Annotated in this window: 19 protein-coding genes; 11 read left to right on the forward strand and 8 right to left on the reverse strand. The window is 61.4% G+C overall.

Annotated elements, in window-relative coordinates; translation table 11 throughout:
• Positions 1-68: 68 nt before the first annotated feature.
• Positions 69-1,781, forward strand: coding sequence for an ABC-F family ATP-binding cassette domain-containing protein (locus MMW58_RS15255; RefSeq protein ID WP_241721531.1), 1,713 nt, complete (start codon positions 69-71; stop codon positions 1,779-1,781).
• 55 nt (positions 1,782-1,836) lie between these two features.
• On the opposite strand, the gene MMW58_RS15260 is transcribed toward MMW58_RS15255, so the two are convergent.
• Positions 1,837-2,436, reverse strand: coding sequence for an inorganic diphosphatase (locus MMW58_RS15260; protein ID WP_241721532.1), 600 nt, complete (start codon positions 2,434-2,436; stop codon positions 1,837-1,839).
• A 256-nt stretch (positions 2,437-2,692) separates the two neighbouring features.
• Here MMW58_RS15260 and adhP point away from each other — a divergent pair, with 256 nt between their 5' ends.
• Positions 2,693-3,703 carry an alcohol dehydrogenase AdhP gene (gene adhP / locus MMW58_RS15265; protein WP_241721533.1) on the forward strand — a complete coding sequence of 337 codons (1,011 nt, stop codon included), beginning with the start codon at positions 2,693-2,695 and terminating at the stop codon, positions 3,701-3,703.
• Positions 3,704-3,745: 42 nt separating this feature from the next.
• On the opposite strand, the gene MMW58_RS15270 is transcribed toward adhP, so the two are convergent.
• Positions 3,746-4,315: a hypothetical protein gene (locus tag MMW58_RS15270; protein WP_133599850.1), complete on the reverse strand. Its 570-nt coding sequence runs from the start codon at positions 4,313-4,315 to the stop codon at positions 3,746-3,748.
• A 293-nt stretch (positions 4,316-4,608) separates the two neighbouring features.
• Here MMW58_RS15270 and MMW58_RS15275 point away from each other — a divergent pair, with 293 nt between their 5' ends.
• Genes MMW58_RS15275 through MMW58_RS15300 form a run of 6 tightly spaced genes read left to right on the forward strand, consistent with a single transcriptional unit; the run spans position 4,609 to position 11,722 of the window.
• Positions 4,609-6,231, forward strand: a complete 1,623-nt coding sequence (locus MMW58_RS15275) for a TIGR04028 family ABC transporter substrate-binding protein (RefSeq protein ID WP_241721534.1) — start codon at positions 4,609-4,611, stop codon at positions 6,229-6,231.
• Positions 6,232-6,241: 10 nt separating this feature from the next.
• Positions 6,242-7,186, forward strand: coding sequence for an ABC transporter permease (locus tag MMW58_RS15280; protein ID WP_133599851.1), 945 nt, complete (start codon positions 6,242-6,244; stop codon positions 7,184-7,186).
• A complete protein-coding gene (locus MMW58_RS15285) occupies positions 7,183-8,034 on the forward strand; it encodes an ABC transporter permease (protein ID WP_133599852.1) in 852 nt (283 codons plus the stop codon). The genes MMW58_RS15280 and MMW58_RS15285 overlap by 4 nt, the downstream gene beginning before the upstream one ends.
• Complete coding sequence (locus MMW58_RS15290; protein ID WP_241721535.1) at positions 8,031-9,635, forward strand: dipeptide ABC transporter ATP-binding protein; 1,605 nt, start codon at positions 8,031-8,033, stop codon at positions 9,633-9,635. Before MMW58_RS15285 ends, MMW58_RS15290 begins: the two co-directional genes overlap by 4 nt.
• Positions 9,632-10,621 (forward strand): putative FMN-dependent luciferase-like monooxygenase, encoded by a 990-nt coding sequence (locus MMW58_RS15295; protein ID WP_241721536.1) that lies wholly within the window; start codon positions 9,632-9,634, stop codon positions 10,619-10,621. Before MMW58_RS15290 ends, MMW58_RS15295 begins: the two co-directional genes overlap by 4 nt.
• A gap of 9 nt (positions 10,622-10,630) precedes the next feature.
• On the forward strand, positions 10,631-11,722 hold the full coding sequence (locus MMW58_RS15300; protein ID WP_241721537.1) for an alkylhydroperoxidase domain protein: 1,092 nt from the start codon (positions 10,631-10,633) through the stop codon (positions 11,720-11,722).
• Positions 11,723-11,764: 42 nt separating this feature from the next.
• Here the strand turns inward: MMW58_RS15300 and araJ are convergent, their stop codons facing one another.
• Entirely contained in the window at positions 11,765-12,916 is a 1,152-nt protein-coding gene (araJ, locus tag MMW58_RS15305) for an MFS transporter AraJ (protein ID WP_241721538.1), read from the reverse strand.
• Positions 12,917-13,254: 338 nt separating this feature from the next.
• Here araJ and ppk2 point away from each other — a divergent pair, with 338 nt between their 5' ends.
• On the forward strand, positions 13,255-14,073 hold the full coding sequence (gene ppk2 / locus MMW58_RS15310; RefSeq protein WP_241721539.1) for a polyphosphate kinase 2: 819 nt from the start codon (positions 13,255-13,257) through the stop codon (positions 14,071-14,073).
• 147 nt (positions 14,074-14,220) lie between these two features.
• Positions 14,221-14,652 carry a VOC family protein gene (locus tag MMW58_RS15315; RefSeq protein WP_041145426.1) on the forward strand — a complete coding sequence of 144 codons (432 nt, stop codon included), beginning with the start codon at positions 14,221-14,223 and terminating at the stop codon, positions 14,650-14,652.
• A gap of 48 nt (positions 14,653-14,700) precedes the next feature.
• Here MMW58_RS15315 and fdnI read toward each other — a convergent pair whose 3' ends face one another.
• Genes fdnI through fdnG form a run of 3 tightly spaced genes read right to left on the reverse strand, consistent with a single transcriptional unit; the run spans position 14,701 to position 19,293 of the window.
• A complete protein-coding gene (gene fdnI, locus MMW58_RS15320; protein WP_241723733.1) occupies positions 14,701-15,357 on the reverse strand; it encodes a formate dehydrogenase-N subunit gamma in 657 nt (218 codons plus the stop codon).
• Positions 15,350-16,234, reverse strand: a complete 885-nt coding sequence (gene fdxH / locus MMW58_RS15325) for a formate dehydrogenase subunit beta (RefSeq protein ID WP_128878248.1) — start codon at positions 16,232-16,234, stop codon at positions 15,350-15,352. The genes fdnI and fdxH overlap by 8 nt, the downstream gene beginning before the upstream one ends.
• A gap of 11 nt (positions 16,235-16,245) precedes the next feature.
• Positions 16,246-19,293, reverse strand: a complete 3,048-nt coding sequence (gene fdnG, locus MMW58_RS15330; RefSeq protein ID WP_159237259.1) for a formate dehydrogenase-N subunit alpha — start codon at positions 19,291-19,293, stop codon at positions 16,246-16,248.
• Positions 19,294-19,518: 225 nt separating this feature from the next.
• Between fdnG and yddG the strand changes: the two genes are divergently transcribed.
• The gene (gene yddG, locus MMW58_RS15335; protein WP_045855487.1) at positions 19,519-20,397 is read left to right on the forward strand and encodes an aromatic amino acid DMT transporter YddG; all 879 of its coding nucleotides are present in this window, start codon (positions 19,519-19,521) and stop codon (positions 20,395-20,397) included.
• On the opposite strand, the gene benD is transcribed toward yddG, so the two are convergent.
• Positions 20,394-21,167 carry a benzoate diol dehydrogenase BenD gene (gene benD, locus MMW58_RS15340; protein WP_133599860.1) on the reverse strand — a complete coding sequence of 258 codons (774 nt, stop codon included), beginning with the start codon at positions 21,165-21,167 and terminating at the stop codon, positions 20,394-20,396. The genes yddG and benD overlap by 4 nt on opposite strands.
• A gap of 9 nt (positions 21,168-21,176) precedes the next feature.
• A complete protein-coding gene (gene benC / locus MMW58_RS15345) occupies positions 21,177-22,193 on the reverse strand; it encodes a benzoate 1,2-dioxygenase electron transfer component BenC (protein WP_133599861.1) in 1,017 nt (338 codons plus the stop codon).
• Between the last annotated feature and the right edge of the window lie 5 nt (positions 22,194-22,198).

The following is a 22,198-nucleotide window of genomic DNA, read 5'->3' on the forward strand; positions in this document are numbered from 1 at the left end:
TTACCGGGTTATCGTCAGCGATGTTTGACGAGGCATTTTCATGCCTGTAACTCTTGAGTAAGTTCACAATGAGCACATTCTTAACCGCACAATCTCTGTACGTTGAAACGGCATTTGGCCCCTTATTCAACGATCTCTCCTTTACCCTCAAAAAAGGCGACCGCGTTGGCCTGATTGGCTATAACGGCTGCGGAAAAAGTACCTTGCTGCAGGTGCTCGACGGCACGCTTACGCCCAATTCCGGCCGCGTGGCGCTGGCTAACCACTGCCTGATGGCCCGCGTGGAGCAGCATCTGCCGCAGGCGGTATTAGCACAATCGCTGGTGCAGGCGGTGCTTGCTCGCCTCCCCGCCGCGGGTCGGGAAAACCATCGCTGGCAGGCGGAGCGCCTGCTGGCTGAAATGGGCTTTGACGACGGCAGCTTCGGGCAGCAGGCGGCCACACTCAGCGGCGGCCAGCATACCCGGCTGCTGCTGGCGCGAGCCCTGATTCAGCAGCCTGACCTGCTGCTGCTTGATGAACCCGGCAACCATCTCGATCTGCCTACCCTGCTGTGGCTGGAAAGCTTCCTGCAAACCTGGCAGGGGAGCTTCGTCGTGGTGTCGCACGATAACCTCCTATTGGATGCTGTAACTAATAGCAGTTGGATCCTGCGCGACAACAGCCTGCACGCCTTCTCTCTTCCCTGCAGCGCCGCTCGCCGGGCGCTGCAGGAGCAGGACGAAAGCGACGCCCTGCGCCATAGGGCCGAGCAAAAGGAGATCGACCGCGTCACCGCCAGCGCCAGGCGGTTAGCCACCTGGGGCCAGGTCTATGACAACGAAGATCTCTCGCGCAAAGCCAAACAGATGGAAAAACAGGTGCTGCGTCTGCAGGAGAACCAAACCAGCGTGACCGCCGGAACGCCGTGGCGGCTGGCGCTGCACGGCGACGCGGTGCAGGCCGACCGGCTGCTGGAGATGGAAGGACTGCCGGTCCCGCCGGCGCCGGGCCTGCCCGCCCTCTTTACCACCGGGCTGGCGCGGCTGAAAAGCGGGGATCGGGTCGCCATCATGGGCCGCAACGGCGGCGGAAAATCGTCGCTGCTGCGCCTGCTGTGGCGACAGCTGCAGCAGCCGACGCCGGACGCCGGGCTGCGCCTGCACCCCCGCCTTAGCCCGGGTTACTATGACCAGACGCTGCATCAGCTGGATGACAATCACGGCCTGCTGGAGGCGCTTGAGGCCTTCGCTCCGGCGCCGGAGGCGCGCAAGCGCGCGCTGATTTCCGCCGGCTTCGGCTGGGCTCGTCACGCGCAGAAAGTCAGCACCCTCAGCGGAGGCGAGCGCTCCCGGCTGCTGTTTGTCGGGCTGTCGCTGGCGCGCTATAGCCTGCTGCTGTTAGATGAGCCCACCAACCATCTTGATATGGAAGGCAAAGAGGCGCTGGCGGATACGCTGCGGGACTACCCCGGCGGCCTGCTGCTGGTCAGCCATGACCGCCAGCTGATCGCTCGCAGCTGCAACCGCTTCTGGCTTATCGACGACCAGGGCCTCAGCGAATGGCACGACGTTGACGAGGTCTATGCCCGGCTGGGCAATGCGACCGGTCGCGGCGAGCGGTCAGCGCAGGCGCCGGCAGCGGTAACGCGCGTAGAGGAGAGCGACGCGCTGCTGGAACGGTTGATTAGCCTGGAGCAGCGCCTGGCCGAGGATATGGCGCGCAAGCCTAAGCATCAGAAACCGCAGCAGCAGGCGCGGTGGCAAGAGGAGATCGCGGAAATCAATGCCAGACTGAGTTAACACCCAACCCGCCCGACCCACGGCGTCAAGCCTGGGCCGGGCGGCGTGTGGCAGATTACTGCGGCTGCTTCGCTTTCCAGGCATCCCATGCCTGTTTAATTTCCTGCTTCGCCGCCGCGGCGTCGTTAAAGCCGTTCAGCTCGACCTTTTTGCGGCCCTCCGGCAGCTGCTTATAGACCCGGAAGAAGGCCTGCAGACGCTCCTGCTCCATTTTCGGCAGATCGCTGATGTTCTTAATATCATCATAGGTCGGGTCAATTTTGCTGGCCGGCACGGCGATGATTTTATCGTCCTTCTCGCCGCCATCAATCATCTTCAGTACGCCAATCGCCCGCAGCTTAATCAAGGTGCCGGGCGCCATCGGCGCGCGGGTATAGAACACCACGTCAAGCGGATCGCCATCGCCGGCCAGCGACTGGGTCAGCGAGCCGTAGTTGGCCGGATAAGCCACCGGCATCGACTGGAAGCGATCGGCGATGATAAACCCGGTTTTGGCGTCAGTTTCATATTTGATAATACCGCCGGTCGGAATTTCAGTAACCGCATAAAACTCCTCCGGATTGTTTTCCGGCTGCGGGAAATCCAGCACGTTGTGGGCCTGAGCGGTGGCGGAGAGGAGCAGCGTTGCGGCGAGGATGCTTTTTACCAGATGCATTGGGTTATCACTCTGTTGTTATAAGAAATTGTCCGCTAACAGCCTGCCGGTCGGCCATGAAAGGAATATGACCAATTCATGACACAAATATTAATAGCCATAATATTGACTAAAAAACGAACCTTTTGCTATCCGTTCTGATTGATACCACATTTTTCACTATCAAACTTGCATTGCGCGGCATAAGAGTTAATCCTTAATGAGTATTATTCACAAAGAACGAGACGTAATTTGTCACTAATATCAAGGAGAAAACATGAAAGCTGCCGTTGTGACTCACGATCATCAGGTCAATGTAACGGAAAAAACGCTGCGTCCCCTGCAACATGGCGAAGCGCTGCTGAAAATGGACTGCTGTGGCGTCTGCCACACCGACCTGCACGTCAAAAACGGCGATTTTGGTGATAAGACCGGCGTCATCCTCGGACATGAGGGCGTCGGCGTGGTTCTGCAGGTCGGCCCCGGCGTCACTTCGCTGAAACCCGGCGATCGCGCCAGCGTGGCATGGTTCTTTGAAGGCTGCGGCCACTGTGACTACTGTAACAGCGGCAACGAAACGCTCTGCCGCTCGGTAAAAAACGCCGGCTATACCGTTGACGGCGGCATGGCGGAAGAGTGTATCGTCACCGCCAACTATGCGGTAAAAGTGCCGGATGGCCTCGACTCTGCGGCGGCCAGCAGCATCACCTGCGCCGGCGTCACAACCTACAAAGCGGTGAAGGTCTCCCACGTCAAGCCGGGCCAGTGGATCGCGATTTACGGCCTCGGCGGCCTGGGTAATCTGGCGCTGCAGTATGCGAAAAACGTCTTCAATGCCAAAGTTATCGCCATCGACGTCAACGACGAGCAGCTGAAGCTGGCCGCAGAGATGGGCGCCGACTTGACCATCAACTCCCGCAGTGAAGATGCGGCGAAGGTGATTCAGGAGAAGACCGGCGGCGCCCATGCCGCGGTGGTCACCGCCGTCGCGAAGGCCGCCTTCAACTCTGCCGTTGACGCAGTGCGCGCCGGCGGCCGCGTGGTGGCCGTTGGCCTGCCGCCGGAAGCCATGATCCTCGACATTCCGCGACTGGTGCTGGACGGCATCGAAGTGGTGGGTTCGCTGGTCGGTACCCGTCAGGACCTGATTGAGGCCTTCCAGTTTGCTGCCGAAGGGAAAGTCGTGCCGAAAGTGACGCTGCGCCCGCTGGGCGATATCAACGCCATCTTTAAAGAGATGGAACAGGGGCAGATCCGCGGCCGGATGGTTATCGACTTCCGCCGCTAGCCCCTGCGCCTCTCCCGAATCGGGGAGAGGCGTCTGCTCAGGCTATACGCACGGCCCGGTCGCGCAGCCGTACATCATGTACAGCGGGAACAGCGGCACCAGCGGGATCAGCGCGATGGTTCCGAGAGTAGAAAGGGTTTGCGTTCGATCGTTGATCGAGACTACCACCGGGCTGGAGAGTCGCCAGGACTCTTCCAGCTCGTTCGGATTCCCTGCCGTCCAGTAGCCGGAAGCTTTAAACAACACGCCGAGATGTTCACTATCCAGCGCCGTCGCTTTATATTCATGGGTTAATATCGCCTGCTGCGCCGCGTCCAGCTTACGCTTATCAAGCACCACCAGATATTCCGCCACCACCTCATGCTGCTCAACCGCAAAATTTACCCGCACGCCCGCGGCGACTTTATTAAAACGCTGGTAGAAGCTGCTGTAGCGCTGGTACTCCTGCGGAGCGCCGTCGCGATAAAAGCGATAGGTGTATTTATTGGACACCGCAATAATACCGGCCGAGATCGGCTTAACTTTCGTGATGGTATCGGTCGGCGGTAAATTCGGCGCCGCGGTACAGCCGGTCAATACCGCCACTGCCAGCGCCAGTAAATATTTCAGCATTACCCTTTTCCCGTTTAGCAACATTCACTTATCAGCCATTAATCTATCAACCTTAAGTATCATCTCAATCTTTTTATTAAATAATGGGATTAGTGCCAGCCGACAAAATAAAAAATCCTTAACGCATTCGCCCTTTAGTAAAGCGGCAAAAGAGGATCCCGCCAACGCCGGCGTCATTTGAATACTAAAGCGGATTAATGCTTTTTACGCACATGCTTAGCGCAATTCCTTCGTTCCTTTGTCAATAACCGCGCCGGATGATGACAACACAATAGATAACAAAGGAATTCACCATGCAAAGCCGTTTTCGCCTGCCCGCGCTGGCAGCACTCTTTTTATCAGGCGCCTTTTCCGCCTGGGCCGCCGATACGCCGGTTAAAGGCGGCACTCTGATCTATCTTGAGCAGCAGCCGCACACCAACCTTTATCCGCCCGCCGGCGGCTTCTACCCCAACGGCGGGATCCTCAACCAGATCACCGACAAGCTGACCTGGCAGAATCCCAAAACCTTAGCGGTCGAGCCGTGGATTGCCGAAAGCTGGACCACCAACGCCGACAAAACCGAATATACCTTCAGGCTGCGCCCCGGCGTCACCTTCTCCGACGGCACCCCGCTGGATGCCAACGCGGTCGCGAAAAACTTCGATACCTACGGCCTGGGGAATAAAGCCCACCGCCTGCCGGTCTCGGAGGTGATAAACAACTACGATCGCAGCGAGGTCATCGACCCGCTGACGGTAAAGTTCTATTTCAAAAAGCCGTCGCCGGGCTTCCTGCAGGGCACGGCGACCATCGGCTCGGGGCTGGTGTCGCTTAGCACGCTGCAGCGCAACTTCGAAGAGCTCGGCGACGCGCGCAATATTATCGGCTCCGGACCGTTCAGCGTTAAAGATGAAAAGCCGGGACGCGAGCTGACGCTGGTTGCCCGCAGGGATTATCAATGGGGGCCCAAAAATCTGCCGCAGCAGGGGCCGGCGAACCTCGACGGCATTACCTTTATCGTCACCCCGGAAGATAGCGTGCGCATCGGCGCCCTGCTGGCGGGCCAGGCCGACTTTATCCGCCAGGTGCAGGCCTACGATGAAAAGCAGACCACCGACCAGGGCTTTACCATCTACGCCGCGCCAACGCGCGGAGTGAACGACAGCCTGAGCTTCCGCCCGGACAACCCGCTGGTTTCCGACCTGCGCGTGCGCCAGGCGCTGCTGCATGCCACTAACGCAAAGCAGGTCGTCGATACCCTGTTTTCCGCCAACTACCCGCAGGCTACCTCGGCCATCGCCAGCTCGGCGGCGGGCTATGTCAACCTCAGCGACAGGCTAACCTTCGACCCGGCTAAGGCCAACGCTCTACTGGACGAAGCGGGCTGGAAGGCGGCCGCCGACGGCATCCGCGCTAAAGACGGTCAGCGGCTGGCGCTGACGGTCTACGAATCGCTGCCGCAGCCGCAAAATAAAGAGGTGCTGCAGCTGGTTGCTCAACAGTGGCGGCAGGTCGGCGTGGCGCTCAGCGTCAAGGCCGGCGACGCCGGCAGCCGCACCCTCGATAACCTCGATCCGCTGAAAACGCCGCTCACCGTGTCCGAAGTCGGCCGCGCCGACCCTGACGTAGTGAAAAGCATGTTCTTCCCGGGCAACCGCGATGCCCTGCTGCAAAAAGGCGGCTCCAGCGACAAGGTGCAGAGCTTCCGCGACGATAAGCTCAACGCCCTGCTCACCGCCATCTCCGCCGAGGTTGACGCGCAAAAGCGCCTGCAGCTGACCGGCGACGCCCAGCGCTATCTGCTGGATAACGCCTACGTGATCCCTATCTTTGAGGAGCCGCAGGTCTTTGCCGGAGCGAAATGGGTGAAAGGCGTCAGTTTTGAAGCGGTTGGCCGCCCGTCGTTCTACGGCGCGTGGCTCGACAAGCGCTAAGGAGCCGACGATGAGCCACTATCTTCTCAGCCGGCTGGGCCAGGGTGTCCTGGTGCTGTGGGCGGCGTTCACCCTCTCCTTCGTGCTGCTGCAGGTTCTGCCGGGAGATGCGGTGCTGATCAAGTTCCAGAATCCGGACCTTGGCCTCAGCCCGGCGCAAATTGCCGAAATGCGCCTCGCCTACGGCGCCGATAGCCCGCTGTGGCGGCAGTACCTGCACAGCCTGCTGGCGATGCTGCGCGGAGATTTTGGCTACTCGCTGCAGGCGGGGATCGCGGTCAACGCCCTGCTCGCCAGCAATCTTCCGCAAACTCTGAGCCTCGCGCTCCCGGCCTTTATCGCGGCGATCGCGCTGGCGTTTACCCTCGCCTTCGCCGCCCGGCTGCCGGGGCTACGCTGGCTGAGTAACGCCCTGCAATCGCTGCCGGTGCTGTTTATCTCCCTGCCCACCTTTTGGCTCGGCATCGCCCTGATTCAGCTGTTCTCCTTCCAGCTGCGCTGGATCCCGGTGATCAATCCCAGCCCGCTACAGGGGCTGATCCTGCCGATTATTGCCGTCGCGGTGCCGATCTCCGCGCCGCTGGCGCAAATACTGCTGCGCAGCATGGACCAGGTTGCCGCCCAGCCCTTCGTCGCCGTCGCCCGGGCCAAAGGAATGAGCGAAACCGGCGTGCTGTGGCGACACGTCATCGGCAACGCGCTGCTGCCGGTGCTGAACATCGCCGGCCTGCTGCTGGGCGAGCTGATCGCCGGGGCGCTGATTACCGAAACCGTATTTGGTCGCGGGGGCCTCGGGCAGCTCACCCAGCAGGCGGTGAATAATCAGGATATCGCCGTCCTGCAGGCGGTGGTGATGATCTCGGCCCTCGGCTTCGTGCTGATTAATCTGCTGGTCGATCTGCTGATGCCGCTGTTCGATCCTCGTCTGAAACCGCTTGCCGGAGGTGCCCTATGAGCCTGGTCGATTACGCTATCGCCGCCCGCCGCCGGACGTTTAGCCGGCGCAGCCTGCGCCTGCAGCCGGGGCTATGGCTGGCCTGGGCGGTCATCGTTACCGCCGTGCTGCTGGCCGTCGCGCCGCAGCTCTTTACTCCCTATAGCCCGCTGGAAGGGATACCCGGCGCCCAGCGCCTGGCGCCGCAGGCCGGACACTGGCTCGGCACCGACCAGCTGGGTCGCGACCTGTGGGCGCGGATTGTTTACGGCGCCGTGCACTCCCTCAGCGCGGCGCTGGCGGCGGTCGCCATCGGGCTGATCGTCGGCAGCGCGCTCGGCACCCTTGCCGGGGCCGCCGCCGGACGCGTGGAGTCGGTGGTGATGCGGCTGGTTGACGTCCTGCTGGCGATCCCTTCGCTGCTGCTGTCGCTCACGGTGATCATCATCCTCGGCTTCGGCACCGTTAACGCCGCCGTGGCCGTTGGCGTCGCCGCGATTGCCAGCTTTGCCCGCCTGGCGCGGGCGGAGGTGGTTCGCGTGCGCCATAGCGATTATGTCGAGGCGGCTTACGGCAGCGGCGGGACCTTCTTCGCCGTCTTCTGGCGGCATATTCTGCCGAACTCGCTGACCGCCGTGCTGGCCTTCGCCACCCTGCAGTTCGGTCAGGCGATCCTCGCGCTCTCGACCCTGAGCTTTCTCGGCTACGGCACCCCGCCGCCGGTCCCTGAATGGGGGCTGCTGATTGCCGAAGGGCGTAACTATCTTTCAACCGCCTGGTGGTTGACCACCTTCCCCGGCGTGACGGTGGTGGCGGTGGTGCTCGCCGCCAACCGCATCAGCCGCCAATTTAGCGGAGAACGTGCATGAACGTATTAAGCGTCGAAAACCTGCGCATCAGCTACCGCTCCCGGCAGCAGTGGCGCGAGGTGGTGCACGGCGTCAGCTTTAGCGTCAGGCGCGGCGAAATGCTGGCATTTGTCGGCGAGTCCGGCTCCGGCAAGACCACCACCGCCCAGGCGATTATCGGCCTGCTGGCGGATAACGCCCGCCGCGACGGCGGGAAGATCCTCATCAACGCCGAGGATATCAGCGGCTGGTCGGGTAAGCGGCTCGATAGCCTGCGCGGCGCGCGCATCAGCCTGGTGCCTCAGGACCCGGGCAACTCGCTGAACCCGGTGCAGACCATCGGCGCCCAGGTCGGGGAGATCCTCCGCCTGCATCAAAAGCACGGCGCCGCCGAGCGCAAGAGTCAGGTGCTGGCGCTGCTGGAAAAAGTCGGCCTGAGCCATCCCGAGCAGCGCTTTAACCAGTATCCGCACCAGCTCTCCGGCGGCATGAAGCAGCGGGTGTTGATCGCGATAGCCATCGCCCTGAAGCCGGATTTAATCATTGCCGACGAGCCCACCAGCGCCCTCGACGTCACGGTACAAAAGCGCATTCTCGACCTGCTCGATACCCTGCGCCGGGAATCCGGCACCGCGGTGCTGTTTGTCACCCACGATCTGGCGCTGGCGGCGCAGCGCGCCGACCGCCTGCTGGTGTTTCGCCACGGCGAGATTCAGGAGCAAGGCGCAACGGCAGAGGTGATCCGCACGCCGCAGCACGCCTACACCCGCCAGCTGCTCAGCGACCTGCGGGGGCAAAACCTCACCATCGCCCCGGCAGGCGGGCGCGGGATGGCGACGCCGGCTATTCGCCTGGAAGGCGTCAGCAAACGCTTCACGCTAGGCCATTCGCATCTGCAGGCGCTGGACAGCGTGAGCTTCGAGGTGCGGCGCGGCAGCACCCACGCGCTGGTCGGCGAATCCGGTTCAGGGAAAACCACCCTCGCGCGGATCCTGCTCGGCTTTGAGCGCGCCGATAGCGGCGAGATTGCCATTGACGGCATCAATGCCGGACATTTAAGCCGCGAAGCGCAGCGCCAGCTGCGGCGCAAAATTCAGTTCGTCTACCAAAACCCGTTCGCCTCCCTCGACCCGCGCCAGACGCTGCAGGAAATTATCGAGGAGCCGCTGAAAAACTTTGACCGGTTCAGCCCGGCCCAGCGGCGCGCCCGCGTCGAGGCGGTTGCCGCCAGGGTCGCCCTCGCCCCCGAGCTGCTGGGGCGAACCGCCCGCGAGCTCTCCGGCGGCCAGCGCCAGCGGGTGGCGATTGCCCGCGCGCTGGTGCTGGAGCCGACCATTCTGGTGCTGGATGAAGCCACCTCGGCGCTCGACGTCACGGTGCAGGCGCAAATTCTCGCCCTGCTGCAGCAGCTCCAGCAGCAGCTGGGGCTGACCTATCTGTTTATTACCCACGATCTGGCCACGGTGCGCCGCATCGCCCACAGCGTGACGGTGCTGCGCGCCGGCCAGGTTGTCGAGCACGGTGAGGTTGGCCGCCTGTTCGCCGCACCGCAGCATGATTACACCCGCGAGCTTATCGCCGCTATTCCTCACTTTTCCACCTCAAGCAAGGAGGTTGCATGACGCGTAAACGTCTGGGCTTTTTCACCCGTCTGCTGGACGACGCGGCGCCGAAGGAGCGCTATCGCCTGGCGACCGAGCAGATCCGCCACGCCGAACGACTCGGCTTCGATAGCGCGTGGATTGCGCAGCACCATTTTCATGAGCATGAGGGCGGCCTGCCGTCGCCGCTGGTGTTTCTCGCCCATGCCGCCGCGCATACCGAGCGTATTCGCCTTGGCACCGCCATCATAACCCTGCCGATGGAAAATCCGCTGCGCGTTGCCGAAGACGCGGCGGTGCTGGATCTGCTCGCGGACGGGCGGCTGGAAGTAGGCTTTGGTTCGGGCGGCACGCCGACCTCGTTTTTACCCTTTGGCCTCACCAGCGAACGGCGGGGAGAGGTCTTCGCCGAACACCTGCATCTGATTCAGAGCGCCTGGCGCGGCGATTCGCTGGCCCATCCGGATAACCATCTCTACCCGCCGGCGCCGCAGCTCGCCGAGCGCATATGGATTGCCACATTCTCCGCCGAAGGGGCTATCCGCGCGGGCCAGGCCGGGCACGGACTGATGCTCTCCCGCACCCAGCCGCGCCCCGTCGGTCAGCCGCAGCTGCCGCTGGACGCCATCCAGAATCCGATTATCGACGCCTACCTCAGCGCGCTCCCGGCGGGGATCGCACCGAGGATCCTCGCCTCACGAACCGCGTTTGTTGCCGACAGCCGGCAGTACGCCCTGCAGGTGGCGGAGCCGGGCCTGCGTCGTCAGGCAGCGGCGCACCGCGCTGCCGGACATCAGCTTGTTGGTGACACCGTCACAGATTATCTCTCCCAGCTAGATGCCCACGTCGGCGATGTCGAACAGGTGAAGGCTTCGCTGGCGCAGGATAGCGTGCTGGCGCGGGTAACCGATATTTCGTTCCAGGTCCACTCCGTTGAACCTTCGCATCGCGACACGCTGCGTTCCATTGAGCTGATCGCTCAGCATATTGCCCCGCAACTACAGTAAGGAGTCACCATGACACTGAGTCAGGATATTTTGGCTGAGCTGGCCGATATTGCCCCGAATTCCGCATTGGCCGAGGCCCGCGCGGTGCGCGAAGCGGCCACCCGCCATGCCCAGGGCAGCTATGAAACGCTGTTCGGTCAGGAGGAGGAGGATTTCCCGCTGAGCGAGCGCTTCGCGGTGGCCGCAAAGGTGGCCAAGCTGCACCAGGCCGACGCCCTCGCCGCCCACTACGCCGGATTCGGTCTTGCCGACCCGACCTCGCCGCGGCTGATCCCGGCGCTGGGATTTGCCCGCCTGCTGACCTTTACCCCGATCGAGGCCACGCCAGCGGCGCTGCAGACGTTAACCCAAGCCGGCTGGAGCCTGCGGGCGGTGGTCACCCTCGCCCAGCTGATCGCCTTTGTGAGCTTCCAGAGCCGGCTGATCGCCGGGCTGCGGCTGCTAAACGGTAAGCCGGTGGTCAGCGCGGAGACGCCGGTGGTTGCCGGCTTCTGGCATACCGCGCCGCAGACGGTCAGCGGTAAGCGTGCGCCGGTGCACTTCACCCGCGACGAGCTGAGCTGGGAACCGTGGATCGCCGCCAAACCGCTGGAGGAATTCAGCGAGGAGGAACGCAACATCCTGGCGAAATATGGCCACAGCGACTCGCCCTACTTTCGCCTGCTGGCCCGCAACCAGCCGCTGCTGGAGCAGCGCACGCTGACCGACAAGGGCATCTTCTACACGCCGGGCGGGCTGCCGCGCGCCGAAAGGGAGCTGGCGGCTACGGTGGCCAGCAAAATTAACGGCTGTATTTATTGCGCCTCGGTACACGCCCGCAAGGCGGCCCAGCTGGCAAAAGAGGAGACGGCGGTGGAAACCCTGCTGGCGGTGACGCCGGGAGATAACCTCGGCGACGGCCAGTCGGCGCGCTGGCAGGCGGAAATTGATTTTGCCGCGGCGATCTCTGTCACCCCGTCGGCGCTCGGCCCCGGTCATCTGGCCGCCGTTGAACGCCAGGGGCTCGATACCCTCGCCCAGCTCGACCTGCTGCAATCCGCGGCATTTTTCGCCTGGGCAAACCGCCTGATGTTGACCCTCGGCGAGCCGTTTACGGATTAAACCTTCGGCCTCGCGCGCCGCACCGGAAGCGGCGCGCGACGGCTAGCGAAGGCTGCGCTGATAGCGAGCGTAAATCAGCAGCGAGCTCATGGCGAGGAAGGAGAGCCAGGCGGCAGGCAGCACAACCGAGCTCCAGCCAAAGCCCCAGGTCAGCATCATTCCTCCGCACAGGGCGCCAATCGCGCTGCCGAGGTTAAAGGCAATCTGCCCCCCCGCCGCCCCCAGCATCTCCCCGCCGCGGGCGTTTTGCAGCAGCAGGATTTGCAGCGGCGCCGCCAGCGCAAACAGACCGGTACAGCAGATAAAGGCCAGCAGCAGCGCCGCCGGCTGACGATCGCCGAAGATAAACATCAGCAGCAGCACCACGGCAATCATGCCGTCGGTGGCGGCGGCAATGCGCAATGGGCTAAAGCGGGCGGAAATTTTGCCGCTGAGCACGTTGCCCAGCACCATTCCCAGACCCACCAGCATCATAATAAAGACGATCGCGCCTTCGGAAAAACCGGCAACGTTAATCATAAACGGCTTGATATAGCTGAACCACGCGAATACGCCGGCGTTACCAAACAGCGTCGCGGCAAATATCAGCCACGGTGCCGGTGATTTTAAAAAGTAAAACTGTTCGCGCAATCGCGTCGTGGCTTTATCAAACAGCGTCGGCACCCAGCGGATAATAGACAGGAAGACCGCGACGTTAAATAGGGAGAGGGCCATAAAGGTGTCGCGCCAGCTAAACTGGTGCCCGAGCCAGGTTCCGGCAGGCACGCCAATGAGATTCGCTACCGTCATCCCGCCTATCATCCCGGCGACCGCCGCGGTGACTTTTCCCGGCGGGGCTATTTTCGACAGGATAATCGCGCCAACGCCAAAAAAAGCGCCGTGGGGAAACCCGGAGACCAGCCGACCGACCGCCAGCATGGGATAGCTCGCAGAGAAGGCAAAAATGGCGTTACCGATAATGCTGAGCGCGGCGAGAAATAGCATCACCGATTTTAACGAAAAGCGGCTCGAAACCAGCGCCATCACCGGCGCGCCGATCACCACCCCGCAGGCGTACCAGGAGATCATATTGCCGGCGACGGGGATCGAGATCCCCACGTCGTGGGCCACTTCCGGCAGGACGCCCATGATGCCAAATTCCGCCATTCCCAGACCAAAGGTGCCAAGCGCTAACGAAAAAATAGTCTTTTTCATACTTCTGAACCTTAAATAACCCAGGCCTGCCCGGGCCGCAAACGGGCGCGACGGCAGGCCGGGCAACGTGGCAAACAGGTCAATCCCGGGCGGTATAACCCTTTGTTTTTACTTTCGGTCGGCATTATTGACCATTCGACGGCGGCAGGCCAGCCAAAAACGTAAAGTGACATTTTTATCCATATAACGGCGCGATCGCTGCATGAATATCGCCTCTGGCGCTTAATTAGCGGGCAGCGCGGCTGCGGTGAATGAATATTTTCCGTCGGCCGCTGGCGCCGTTATTACACTTCATAGTAGAGCGCTGACCCGGCGCTATACACGACGGAGAAGAGCCCATGGGAAACAAGAAAAAGAGCAAAGCCATCAATCGCGTCGGTAAAACCGAGCCGCTCGGCGAAAAAGAGTATCAAAAGGCGTTACGCAAGCTGCACGTTGAGCTGGTCAAGCTGCAGCTGTGGGTCGTCAGCCAGGGGCTGAAGGTCTGCATCGTGTTTGAGGGTCGCGACGGCGCGGGGAAAGGCGGCACCATCAAAGCCATCACCGAGCGGGTCAGCCCGCGCGTGTTTCGGGTTATCGCCCTCCCGGCCCCCACCGAGCGCGAGAAGAGCCAGCTCTACTATCAGCGCTATATTCCCTTTTTACCCGCCGCCGGAGAGATAGCGATCTTCGACCGCAGCTGGTACAACCGCGCCGGCGTCGAGCGGGTGATGGGCTTTTGTACCCCCGAGCAGACGGATAAATTCCTTGAAGGCGCGCCGATGGTCGAGCGGGCGATGGTCGAGTCCGGGATCATTTTGCTGAAATACTGGCTGGAGGTCACCCCGGAGGAGCAGGAGCGCCGCCTGCGCGACCGCATCAACGACGGGCGCAAGATCTGGAAGCTGTCGCCAATGGACATCAAATCGTTTAACCGCTGGGACGACTACACCGCCGCCAGGGACGCGATGTTTGCCGCCACCGATACCGCCTGGGCGCCGTGGTTTGTCGCCCGCTCGGAGGAGAAGAAGCGCGTTCGCCTGAACATCATTACCCACCTGCTGGCGCAGATCCCCTACAAGGATCCGCATATCGATCCGGTTAAATTGCCCAAGCGCAAAACGGGCAAGAGTAAGTCCAGCGAGTACCCCTTCCGTTTTATCAAGGAACATTTCTAGTCTCTCCCGCCGGCTCCCGCATCGGCGGGAGCCTCCTGGCCCTACCCCTTTTGGCGATCGCCAATGGCACAATTCGCGCTTTACCTCAGGTTAACCTGAAGTATTACCGTTGTCGGCAGAACAAAACGACCTTACAGGAGCAGCATGATGCAGGAAGTAGACAGCGGTTTTACCCACGTCGCCTTTATGGTGCGCGATCTGCAAAAAAGTATCGATTTTTATACCCGCTACACCGCAATGCAGGTGATCCACCGGCGCTCGCCCGATCTGCCCTCCGCGCGCCACGTGGCGTGGCTGAGTGACCGCACCCGCCCGTTTGCCCTGGTGCTGGTGCAGACGGATAGCCACACCGATACCCCGCTCGGGCCCTTCGGTCACCTCGGGGTAGCCTGCGCGACGCGCCAGGAGATCGATGAAAAAACCGCGATAGCGCGCCGCGAGGGGGTGCTGCGCAGCGAGCCTGAGCAGCTCGGCGAGCCGGTGGGCTACTACGTGTTCTTTGCCGACCCGGACGGCAATACCCTCGAGCTCTCTTACGGCCAGCGGGTGGGGCTGGAGGTCCTGCGCGGCGAAGGCTAAAAAAAATGGCGCGACATCGGTCGCGCCATGCAGAATTCCGCGGCAGGCCTATTTTATCCCCTGCGAACTCTCTTTCTTCGCCTCCAGGCGCTCGACGTCGCGGTACCAGCGCGGGTGGTGTTTTTTCGCCCAGCGGCGGCTCACCTTGCCTTCAACCATGCCCTTAATCGACCCCTTCACCCAGAACGCCATATACATATGGATCAGGATAGCGTGGATCAGCACAATCGCCGACGCCGCGTGGATCAGCAGGCCGTAGCGGATGACCTGAATCGGGAAATAGTGCGCAAACCAGGGCCGCCAGATAATCACCCCGCTCACCAGCAGCACAAAAATCATGCTCATGATGGTCCAGAACATCATCTTCTGCCCGGCGTTATATTTCCCGACGCGCGCCACCTTATGCTCGTTGCCTTTCAGCACCTCAACAATCCCCTTCAGCCACGGAATATCCTGCCTGTCGGGGATGTTGTGGTGCACAAAACGGACGAACATAAACATCAGGGTGATAAAAATCACCACCCCGAAGAAGGGATGCAGGATGCGCCCCATCTGCGGCGTACCGAAGGTTTCCGTCAGCCACTGCAGGGTCGGGAAGAAGAACGAGATCCCGGACAGTGACACCAGAAAGAAGCAGATAACCACCGTCCAGTGACAGGCGCGGTCGATAAACTTCGTGCGCACAATCATCTTCGATTTACTCATCATGTTCCTCCTCATCGTCATCCACTTCCTTGTTCGGTCCGATACCGATGTAGTGATAGATAAGCCCGGCAAAGGTGGCGACAAAGCCCAGCGCCGAGAGCGGCTTCAGCGCCCCTTTCCACAGATTGATGCTGGTATCAATTTTCGGCTCGTTCGGCAGCTTGTGGTACAGCTCCGGCCGGTCGGCGTGATGCAGGACGTACATCACGTGCGTGCCGCCGACGCCCGGCGGGTTGTACACCCCGGCATGCGGATAGCCGCGCGCCTTCAGCTTGTTGACCCGCTCCTGCGCCACCTCCAGCATCTCTTTCTTGCTGCCGAAATGAATCGCCCCGGTCGGACAGGTTTTCACGCACGCCGGCTCCTGACCGACGCTAACGCGATCCACGCAGAGCGTGCATTTATAGACCCGGTTATCCTCTTTATTGAGGCGCGGGACGTTAAACGGACACCCGGCGATGCAGTAGCCGCAGCCAATGCAGTTTTCCTGCTGGAAGTCGACGATGCCGTTCGCGTACTGAATAATCGCGCCGGCGGAGGGGCAGGCCTTCAGGCAGCCCGGATCTTCGCAGTGCATGCAGCCGTCTTTACGGATCAGCCACTCCAGCCTGCCGTTCTGTTCGGTTTCGCTAAAGCGCATCACCGTCCAGGATTTGGCGCTGAGATCCGCCGGGTTATCGTAAACCCCGACGCAGTGCCCCACCTCATCGCGGATATCGTTCCACTCGGAGCAGGCCACCTGGCAGGCCTTACAGCCCACGCAGGATGACACATCGATAAGCTTGGCGACTTCCGCCTTAAAGTCCCGCGCGCGGGGCGCGGGAGTGATAGGGTTAGTCGCGGAGCGTTTAATAATGTCCTGTGTTTCCATCGCCATTGAATCGCCCCTTACGCTTTCTCGATGTTGACCAGAAACGCCTTATACTCCGGCGTTTGCGAGTTGGAATCGCCGACGTTCGGCGTCAGGGTATTGGCGATGTAGCCTTTACGGGCCACCCCTTCAAAGCCCCAGTGCAGCGGAATTCCGACGGTTTCCACCTGCTGGCCGTTGACGTTGAGCGTCTGCAGGCGACGGGTCACTACCGCCACCGCGCGAATAAAGCCGCGCATGCTGCTGACCGTCACGCGATCGCCGTTGGCAATCCCCTTGGCTTTCGCCAGCCCCTCGCTGATTTCGACGAACTGCTCCGGCTGCGCGATGGCGTTAAGCAGCGCGTGCTTGGTCCAGGTGTGGAAGTGCTCGGTCAGGCGATAGGTGGTGCCGACGTACGGGAACCTGTCTTTCTTACCTAAGCGCACGGCATCCTCTTCGTACAGACGCACCACCGGACTGGAGATAACGTTCGGGTGCAGCGGGTTGGTTCCCAGCGGCGTCTCCATCGGCTCGTAGTGCTCAGGGAACGGACCTTCCGCCAGCTTATCAAGCGCAAACAGCCGGCCGAGGCCCTCCTGCTGCATGATAAACGGACCGGTTTTGCTCCCCGGCGGCGCGGTGTTGAAGTCCGGAATGTCGTTCCCGACCCACTTAGCGCCGTTCCACTGGATCAGCATCCGCTTCGCGTCCCACGGCCTGCCGTTGATATCCGCCGATGCGCGGTTATAGAGCACCCGGCGGTTTAGCGGCCACGCCCAGGCCCAGCCCAGGGTGTTGCCAAGGCCCGACGGATCGGCGTTGTCGCGGTTAGCCATCTGGTTGCCCTGCTCGGTCCAGCTACCGGTATAAATCCAGCACGAGGATGAGGTGGAGCCGTCGTCGCGCAGCAGCGCAAAGCTGTTCAGCAGCTGGCCTTTTTTCGCCAGCAGCGCGCCGCTGGCGTCGTAGAGATCCGCCAGCGCGTAGCCGTTGTTCTCTTTCGCCACCTCTTCCGATTCCGGACGATCCGGCTGCTTGTAGTCCCAGCCCATTTTCAGCAGCGGCTCGACGCCCTTGCCGCCCTCGGCGCGGTACATTTCGCGCAGACGATGGTAGATCCCGGCAAGGATTTCGCCGTCGTTGCGCGCTTCGCCCGGCGCATCCTGGCCCTTCCAGTGCCACTGCAGCCAGCGTCCGGAGTTGGCGATAGAGCCATCTTCTTCGGCAAAGCAGGTGGACGGCAGGCGGAAGACTTCCGTCTGGATCGCCGCCGGGTCAACGTCGTTGGACTCGCCGTGGTTTTGCCAGAAGACGGAGGTTTCGGTCACCAGCGGATCGATAACCACCATGTACTTCAGCTTGCTGAGGCTGCGCACCACCTTGTTTTTGTCCGGGAAGGACGCCACAGGGTTAAAGCCCTGGCAGATGTAGCCGTTGACTTTGCCGCCATCCATCATGTTGAAGTACTTGATAACGTCGTAGGCCTGATCCCATTTCGGTAACCAGCTAAAGCCCCAGTCGTTCTCTTTTTGCGCCGCGTCGCCGTAGAAGGATTTCATCAGGCTAACGAAGAACTTAGGATAGTTGCTCCAGTAGTTCACCTGCTCGTCCAGCGTCGCTTTTGGCGTGTTGGCCTGCAGATAGCTGCGCAGGTCCGTCTGTTTTTCCGACGGCAGCGTCAGATAGCCGGTCAGGCTGGTCGACAGCAGCCCGAGGTCGGTCAGCCCCTGGATATTGGAGTGGCCGCGCAGCGCGTTGACCCCGCCGCCCGCCATCCCCATATTGCCGAGCAGCAGCTGGATCATCGCCATGGTGCGGATGTTCTGCGCCCCGACGGTGTGCTGCGTCCAGCCCAGCGCATAGAGGAAGGTAGTGGTACGATCCGCCGCGCTGGTGGAGGCCAGCACTTCGCACACCTTGAGGAAGTCCGCTTTTGGCGTCCCGCAGATGTTCTCCACCACCTCCGGCGTATAGCGGGAGACGTGCTGTTTCAGCAGGTTCCAGACGCAGCGCGGGTGGGTCAGGGTTTCATCGCGTTTGGCAAAGCCGTTCTCATCAAACTGGTAGTTCCAGGAGGACTTATCGTACTGGCGTTTTTCAGCGTCGTAGCCGCTGAACAGGCCGTCATCGAAGGCAAAATCATCGCGCACCAGCAGGTTAGCGTTGGTGTAGTGCCTGACGTATTCGGCGTTAATTTTGTTATTTTCAATCAGGTACAGCAGTACCCCCGACAGGAAGGTAATGTCGGTGCCGGAGCGGATCGGCGCATAGATATCGGCCACCGATGCCGTACGCGTAAAGCGCGGATCGACGACGATAAGCGTCGCATCATTGTTGTTCTTCGCTTCTAACGCCCAGCGGAATCCCACCGGATGTGCTTCAGCGGCGTTGCCGCCCATCACCATCACCACGTTAGCGTTTTTGATATCAACCCAGTGGTTGGTCATCGCACCGCGACCAAATGTTGGAGCAAGACTTGCTACCGTTGGTCCGTGTCAGACGCGCGCCTGGTTGTCTACCGCCAGCATGCCGAGCGAGCGCACAAACTTCTGCGTCAGCATGCCGGTTTCATTACTCGCCGCGGATGCGCACAGCATCCCGGTGGAAAGCCAGCGGTTAACCGTTACACCCTGTTCGTTGTTCTCAATAAAGTTGGCGTCACGGTCGGCTTTCATTAGTTTGGCAATGCGATCGAAGGCCTCATCCCAGGAAATACGCTGCCACCTGTCGGAGCCCGGCGCGCGGTATTGCGGGTAGCGCAGGCGGTTTTCGCTGTGCACGTAGTCCAGCAGGCCTGCCCCTTTCGGGCACAGCGCGCCGCGGCTCACCGGGTGATCCGGGTCGCCTTCGATGTGATAAATTGCTTCTTTTGCGTTCTTCGCGCCGTCGCCGAGGCTATACATTAATAGCCCGCAGCCCACGGAGCAGTATGTGCAGGTGTTGCGGATCTCTTTGGCGCGCAATAGCTTGTAGTTACGCGCCTGAGCCAGCGCCATTTTGGGTGCAAAACCCAGGGCAGCAGCTGTTGTTCCGGCCATACCGCCTGCGCAGATTTTGAAAAACTTTCTGCGGCTGACGTCCATTGATTTTCTCCATGCAGGAATTTTGTTCATCGCGGGGAGGAAACTAACAGCAATGTCCCTGTTTTTATTGCGTCAAATCAATGTCGAAAACGCTCGCCCCCTTAATAGTCAGGCCTGGCGAATTTGATTACTCCCTTGGTATTAACAGCTGAAGAAAATATCGGTCCGGCGGAATAGAAAAGTGTTATAAATCGAAGCTGAATGTGGATTGGCATCAGGTTTAAAATGGAAAAGAAAAAGGCAACGTTAACCGGACTGGTGGCTATTGTGCTGTGGAGCACCATGGTCGGTTTGATTCGCGGGGTGAGCGAAGGGTTAGGTCCGGTAGGCGGCGCGGCAATGATCTACAGCCTCAGCGGTATATTGCTGGTGTTTACCGTTGGCTTCCCGCAGCTGCGGCAGATCCCGCGCCCCTATTTACTGGCCGGCAGCCTGCTGTTTGTCAGCTATGAAATCTGCCTCGCGCTCTCTCTGGGCTTTGCCGGCACCCGCCAGCAGGCGATCGAAGTGGGTATGGTCAACTATCTGTGGCCCAGCCTGACGATTTTATTCGCCATTCTCTTTAATCAGCAGAAAAGCACCTGGCTGGTTATTCCCGGCTTATTTATTGCTCTGTTTGGCGTCGTTTGGGTATTAGGCGGCGAGCATGGCCTGAATATTGATGAAATTATCAGCAACGTCGTTTCCAGCCCCCTGAGCTATATATTGGCATTTGTCGGCGCCTTTATCTGGGCGGCCTATTGCACGGTGACCGCCAAATATGCGAAAGGCAAAAACGGTATCACCCTGTTCGTATTATTAACGGCGCTGACCCTGTGGCTGAAATTTCTGTTCAGCGAGCAGCCGCCGATGATCTTTAGCTGGCCGGTGGTTATCAAGCTGGTGATGGTCGCGGTGGCCCTGGGGCTGGCCTACGCGGCGTGGAACGTAGGGATCCTTCACGGCAACGTCAGCCTGCTGGCGGCGGCATCATACTTTACGCCGGTGCTCTCATCGGCGCTGGCGGCGGTACTGCTGAGCGCGTCCCTGTCGTGGTCGTTCTGGCAGGGAGCCGGCATGGTGTGCGCCGGCTCCCTGCTCTGCTGGTACGCGACCCGACGCTAGCCGAGATCGCCCCCGGCCACCGGCAGCGTAACGCCGGTGATATAGCTTGCCTCATCGCTGGCGAGAAACAGGATCGCGTTTGCCTGTTCCGCCAGCGTCCCGTAGCGATGCATCAGGCTGCTCTGCACCGTTTGATCGACCACCTGCTGATACCATCCCTGCTCCTGCGCCGTCGGCGTCTCGCTATTGCGCGGCGTCAGGCGCGCCGGGGCCTCGGTGCCGCCGGGCGCCACCGCGTTGATGCGAATGCCGCTGTCGCTGTACTCCATGGCAATCGATCGGGTCAGCGCGTTGACCCCGCCCTTGGCCGCCGAATAGGGAACCCGGTTGACTCCCGCGGTCGCCACGGACGAGACGTTAACGATAGCGCCCTTGCCCTGGCGCAGCATCCACGGCAGCGCCGCCCGGCAGCCCCACAGCGTCGGAAACAGCGACCGGCGGATCTCCTGTTCAATCTGCTGCGGCTGATATTCGGCGAAGGGCCGCGCCCAGATGGTGCCGCCAATATTGTTGATCAGCACGTCGAGGCGGCCGAAATGGGCCACGCCTTCGGCAAAAACCTGCTCGCTGCTCGCCCACTGCTCAAGATCGGCCTCCAGCGCCAGCACGTCGCAGCCGGATTCCGCCAGCGCCGCCGCCAGCTCGTGTACGTAGCGGGAGCGGTCGATCAGCAGCAGCCGCGCGCCCTCGCGCGCCGCCTGCTCGGCCGTCTGCCGACCGATCCCCTGGGCCGCGCCGGTGATCGCCACTACCTTATCCTGAAATCTCATGCTCTCTCCTTATGCCGCCGCGCTCTGGCTGGCGATAAACTTTTCATACCAAAAACCGGCCGGCTCGACGCCGCGGTCGCGAAGCGCGGAGGAGACCGCGTTAACCATCGGCGGCGGACCGCAGAGGTAGATATCAACATCCCCGGCGTTAAGCATGGACTCATCGAGATGGTCAGTGACAAACCCACGCTGCGGACAGCCGCTTTGCGGGTCGGCCACCACCGGCAGCCAGCGGTAGCCGGAGAGCTGGCCGACGAAGGCGTCCAGCGCCTCGGTTTTGACCAGATCGCTATCGCGGGTGACGCCGTACACCAGGGTCACCGGGCGGGTGCTGCCCTGCTGCACGAGGGTGTGCAGCATCGACAGCAGCGGCGCCAGGCCGGTTCCGCCGGCGAGCATCAGCAGCGGACGCTCGCCGCCGCGCAGATAAAAGCTGCCCATCGGCCCGCTGAGGATCAGCCGCTCGCCGGGCCGCGCGCGCTGCGTCAGCCACTGGCTCATGATGCCGCCGGGCACGTTGCGGATCAGGAAACGGCCCTCGCGCGCCCCGGAAAGGGAGCTAAAGGAGTAGGCCCGCACGTGGGGGGTACCCGGCACCTGAATATTGATGTACTGCCCCGGCAGAAACGCCAGCGCTTCGTCAAGCGCAACCACCAGCTCAAGGGCGCTCTCCGACAGGGCGTTCACCGCCACCACCGCCGCGCCGACGCTGGCCAGCGCGGTTTTGCACTGCGCCGCCGCCACCGGCACGTCAATCACGCAGTCGCTGGTCGGGATCATCTGGCAGGTCAGCACCTGGCGCGCGGCGGCCTCCTCGTCGCTCAGCGCCTCTTCAAGATAGTCATCGCCCAGAGCGTAATCACCGCTGGCGCAGCGGCATTTGCAGGTACCGCAGACGCCGTCCGAGCAGTCCATCGGCAAATTCACCTTCTGCCGATAGGCGGCATCCAGCACCTTCTCCCCGGGGTTGCAGTGGATAAAGCGGGTGATACCGTCCTCAAAATTGAGCGCAATATTAAAGGTCATAAGCC

Origin of the sequence: Klebsiella sp. HC6, assembly GCF_022605325.1 — a bacterium.
GTDB classification, from domain to species: domain Bacteria; phylum Pseudomonadota; class Gammaproteobacteria; order Enterobacterales; family Enterobacteriaceae; genus Klebsiella; species Klebsiella terrigena.

What these genes read in the sequence shown, in the direction of transcription:
- MMW58_RS15295 (WP_241721536.1), top strand. Translation starts at nt 9,632, where the DNA reads ATGACGCGTAAACGTCTGGGCTTTTTCACCCGTCTGCTGGACGACGCG.
- MMW58_RS15280 (WP_133599851.1), top strand. Translation starts at nt 6,242, where the DNA reads ATGAGCCACTATCTTCTCAGCCGGCTGGGCCAGGGTGTCCTGGTGCTG.
- yddG (WP_045855487.1), top strand. Translation starts at nt 19,519, where the DNA reads ATGGAAAAGAAAAAGGCAACGTTAACCGGACTGGTGGCTATTGTGCTG.
- MMW58_RS15290 (WP_241721535.1), top strand. Translation starts at nt 8,031, where the DNA reads ATGAACGTATTAAGCGTCGAAAACCTGCGCATCAGCTACCGCTCCCGG.
- MMW58_RS15300 (WP_241721537.1), top strand. Translation starts at nt 10,631, where the DNA reads ATGACACTGAGTCAGGATATTTTGGCTGAGCTGGCCGATATTGCCCCG.
- ppk2 (WP_241721539.1), top strand. Translation starts at nt 13,255, where the DNA reads ATGGGAAACAAGAAAAAGAGCAAAGCCATCAATCGCGTCGGTAAAACC.
- fdxH (WP_128878248.1), bottom strand. Translation starts at nt 16,234, where the DNA reads ATGGCGATGGAAACACAGGACATTATTAAACGCTCCGCGACTAACCCT.
- MMW58_RS15260 (WP_241721532.1), bottom strand. Translation starts at nt 2,436, where the DNA reads ATGCATCTGGTAAAAAGCATCCTCGCCGCAACGCTGCTCCTCTCCGCC.
- MMW58_RS15315 (WP_041145426.1), top strand. Translation starts at nt 14,221, where the DNA reads ATGCAGGAAGTAGACAGCGGTTTTACCCACGTCGCCTTTATGGTGCGC.
- araJ (WP_241721538.1), bottom strand. Translation starts at nt 12,916, where the DNA reads ATGAAAAAGACTATTTTTTCGTTAGCGCTTGGCACCTTTGGTCTGGGA.
- fdnI (WP_241723733.1), bottom strand. Translation starts at nt 15,357, where the DNA reads ATGAGTAAATCGAAGATGATTGTGCGCACGAAGTTTATCGACCGCGCC.
- MMW58_RS15270 (WP_133599850.1), bottom strand. Translation starts at nt 4,315, where the DNA reads ATGCTGAAATATTTACTGGCGCTGGCAGTGGCGGTATTGACCGGCTGT.
- adhP (WP_241721533.1), top strand. Translation starts at nt 2,693, where the DNA reads ATGAAAGCTGCCGTTGTGACTCACGATCATCAGGTCAATGTAACGGAA.
- MMW58_RS15255 (WP_241721531.1), top strand. Translation starts at nt 69, where the DNA reads ATGAGCACATTCTTAACCGCACAATCTCTGTACGTTGAAACGGCATTT.
- benC (WP_133599861.1), bottom strand. Translation starts at nt 22,193, where the DNA reads ATGACCTTTAATATTGCGCTCAATTTTGAGGACGGTATCACCCGCTTT.
- MMW58_RS15285 (WP_133599852.1), top strand. Translation starts at nt 7,183, where the DNA reads ATGAGCCTGGTCGATTACGCTATCGCCGCCCGCCGCCGGACGTTTAGC.
- MMW58_RS15275 (WP_241721534.1), top strand. Translation starts at nt 4,609, where the DNA reads ATGCAAAGCCGTTTTCGCCTGCCCGCGCTGGCAGCACTCTTTTTATCA.
- benD (WP_133599860.1), bottom strand. Translation starts at nt 21,167, where the DNA reads ATGAGATTTCAGGATAAGGTAGTGGCGATCACCGGCGCGGCCCAGGGG.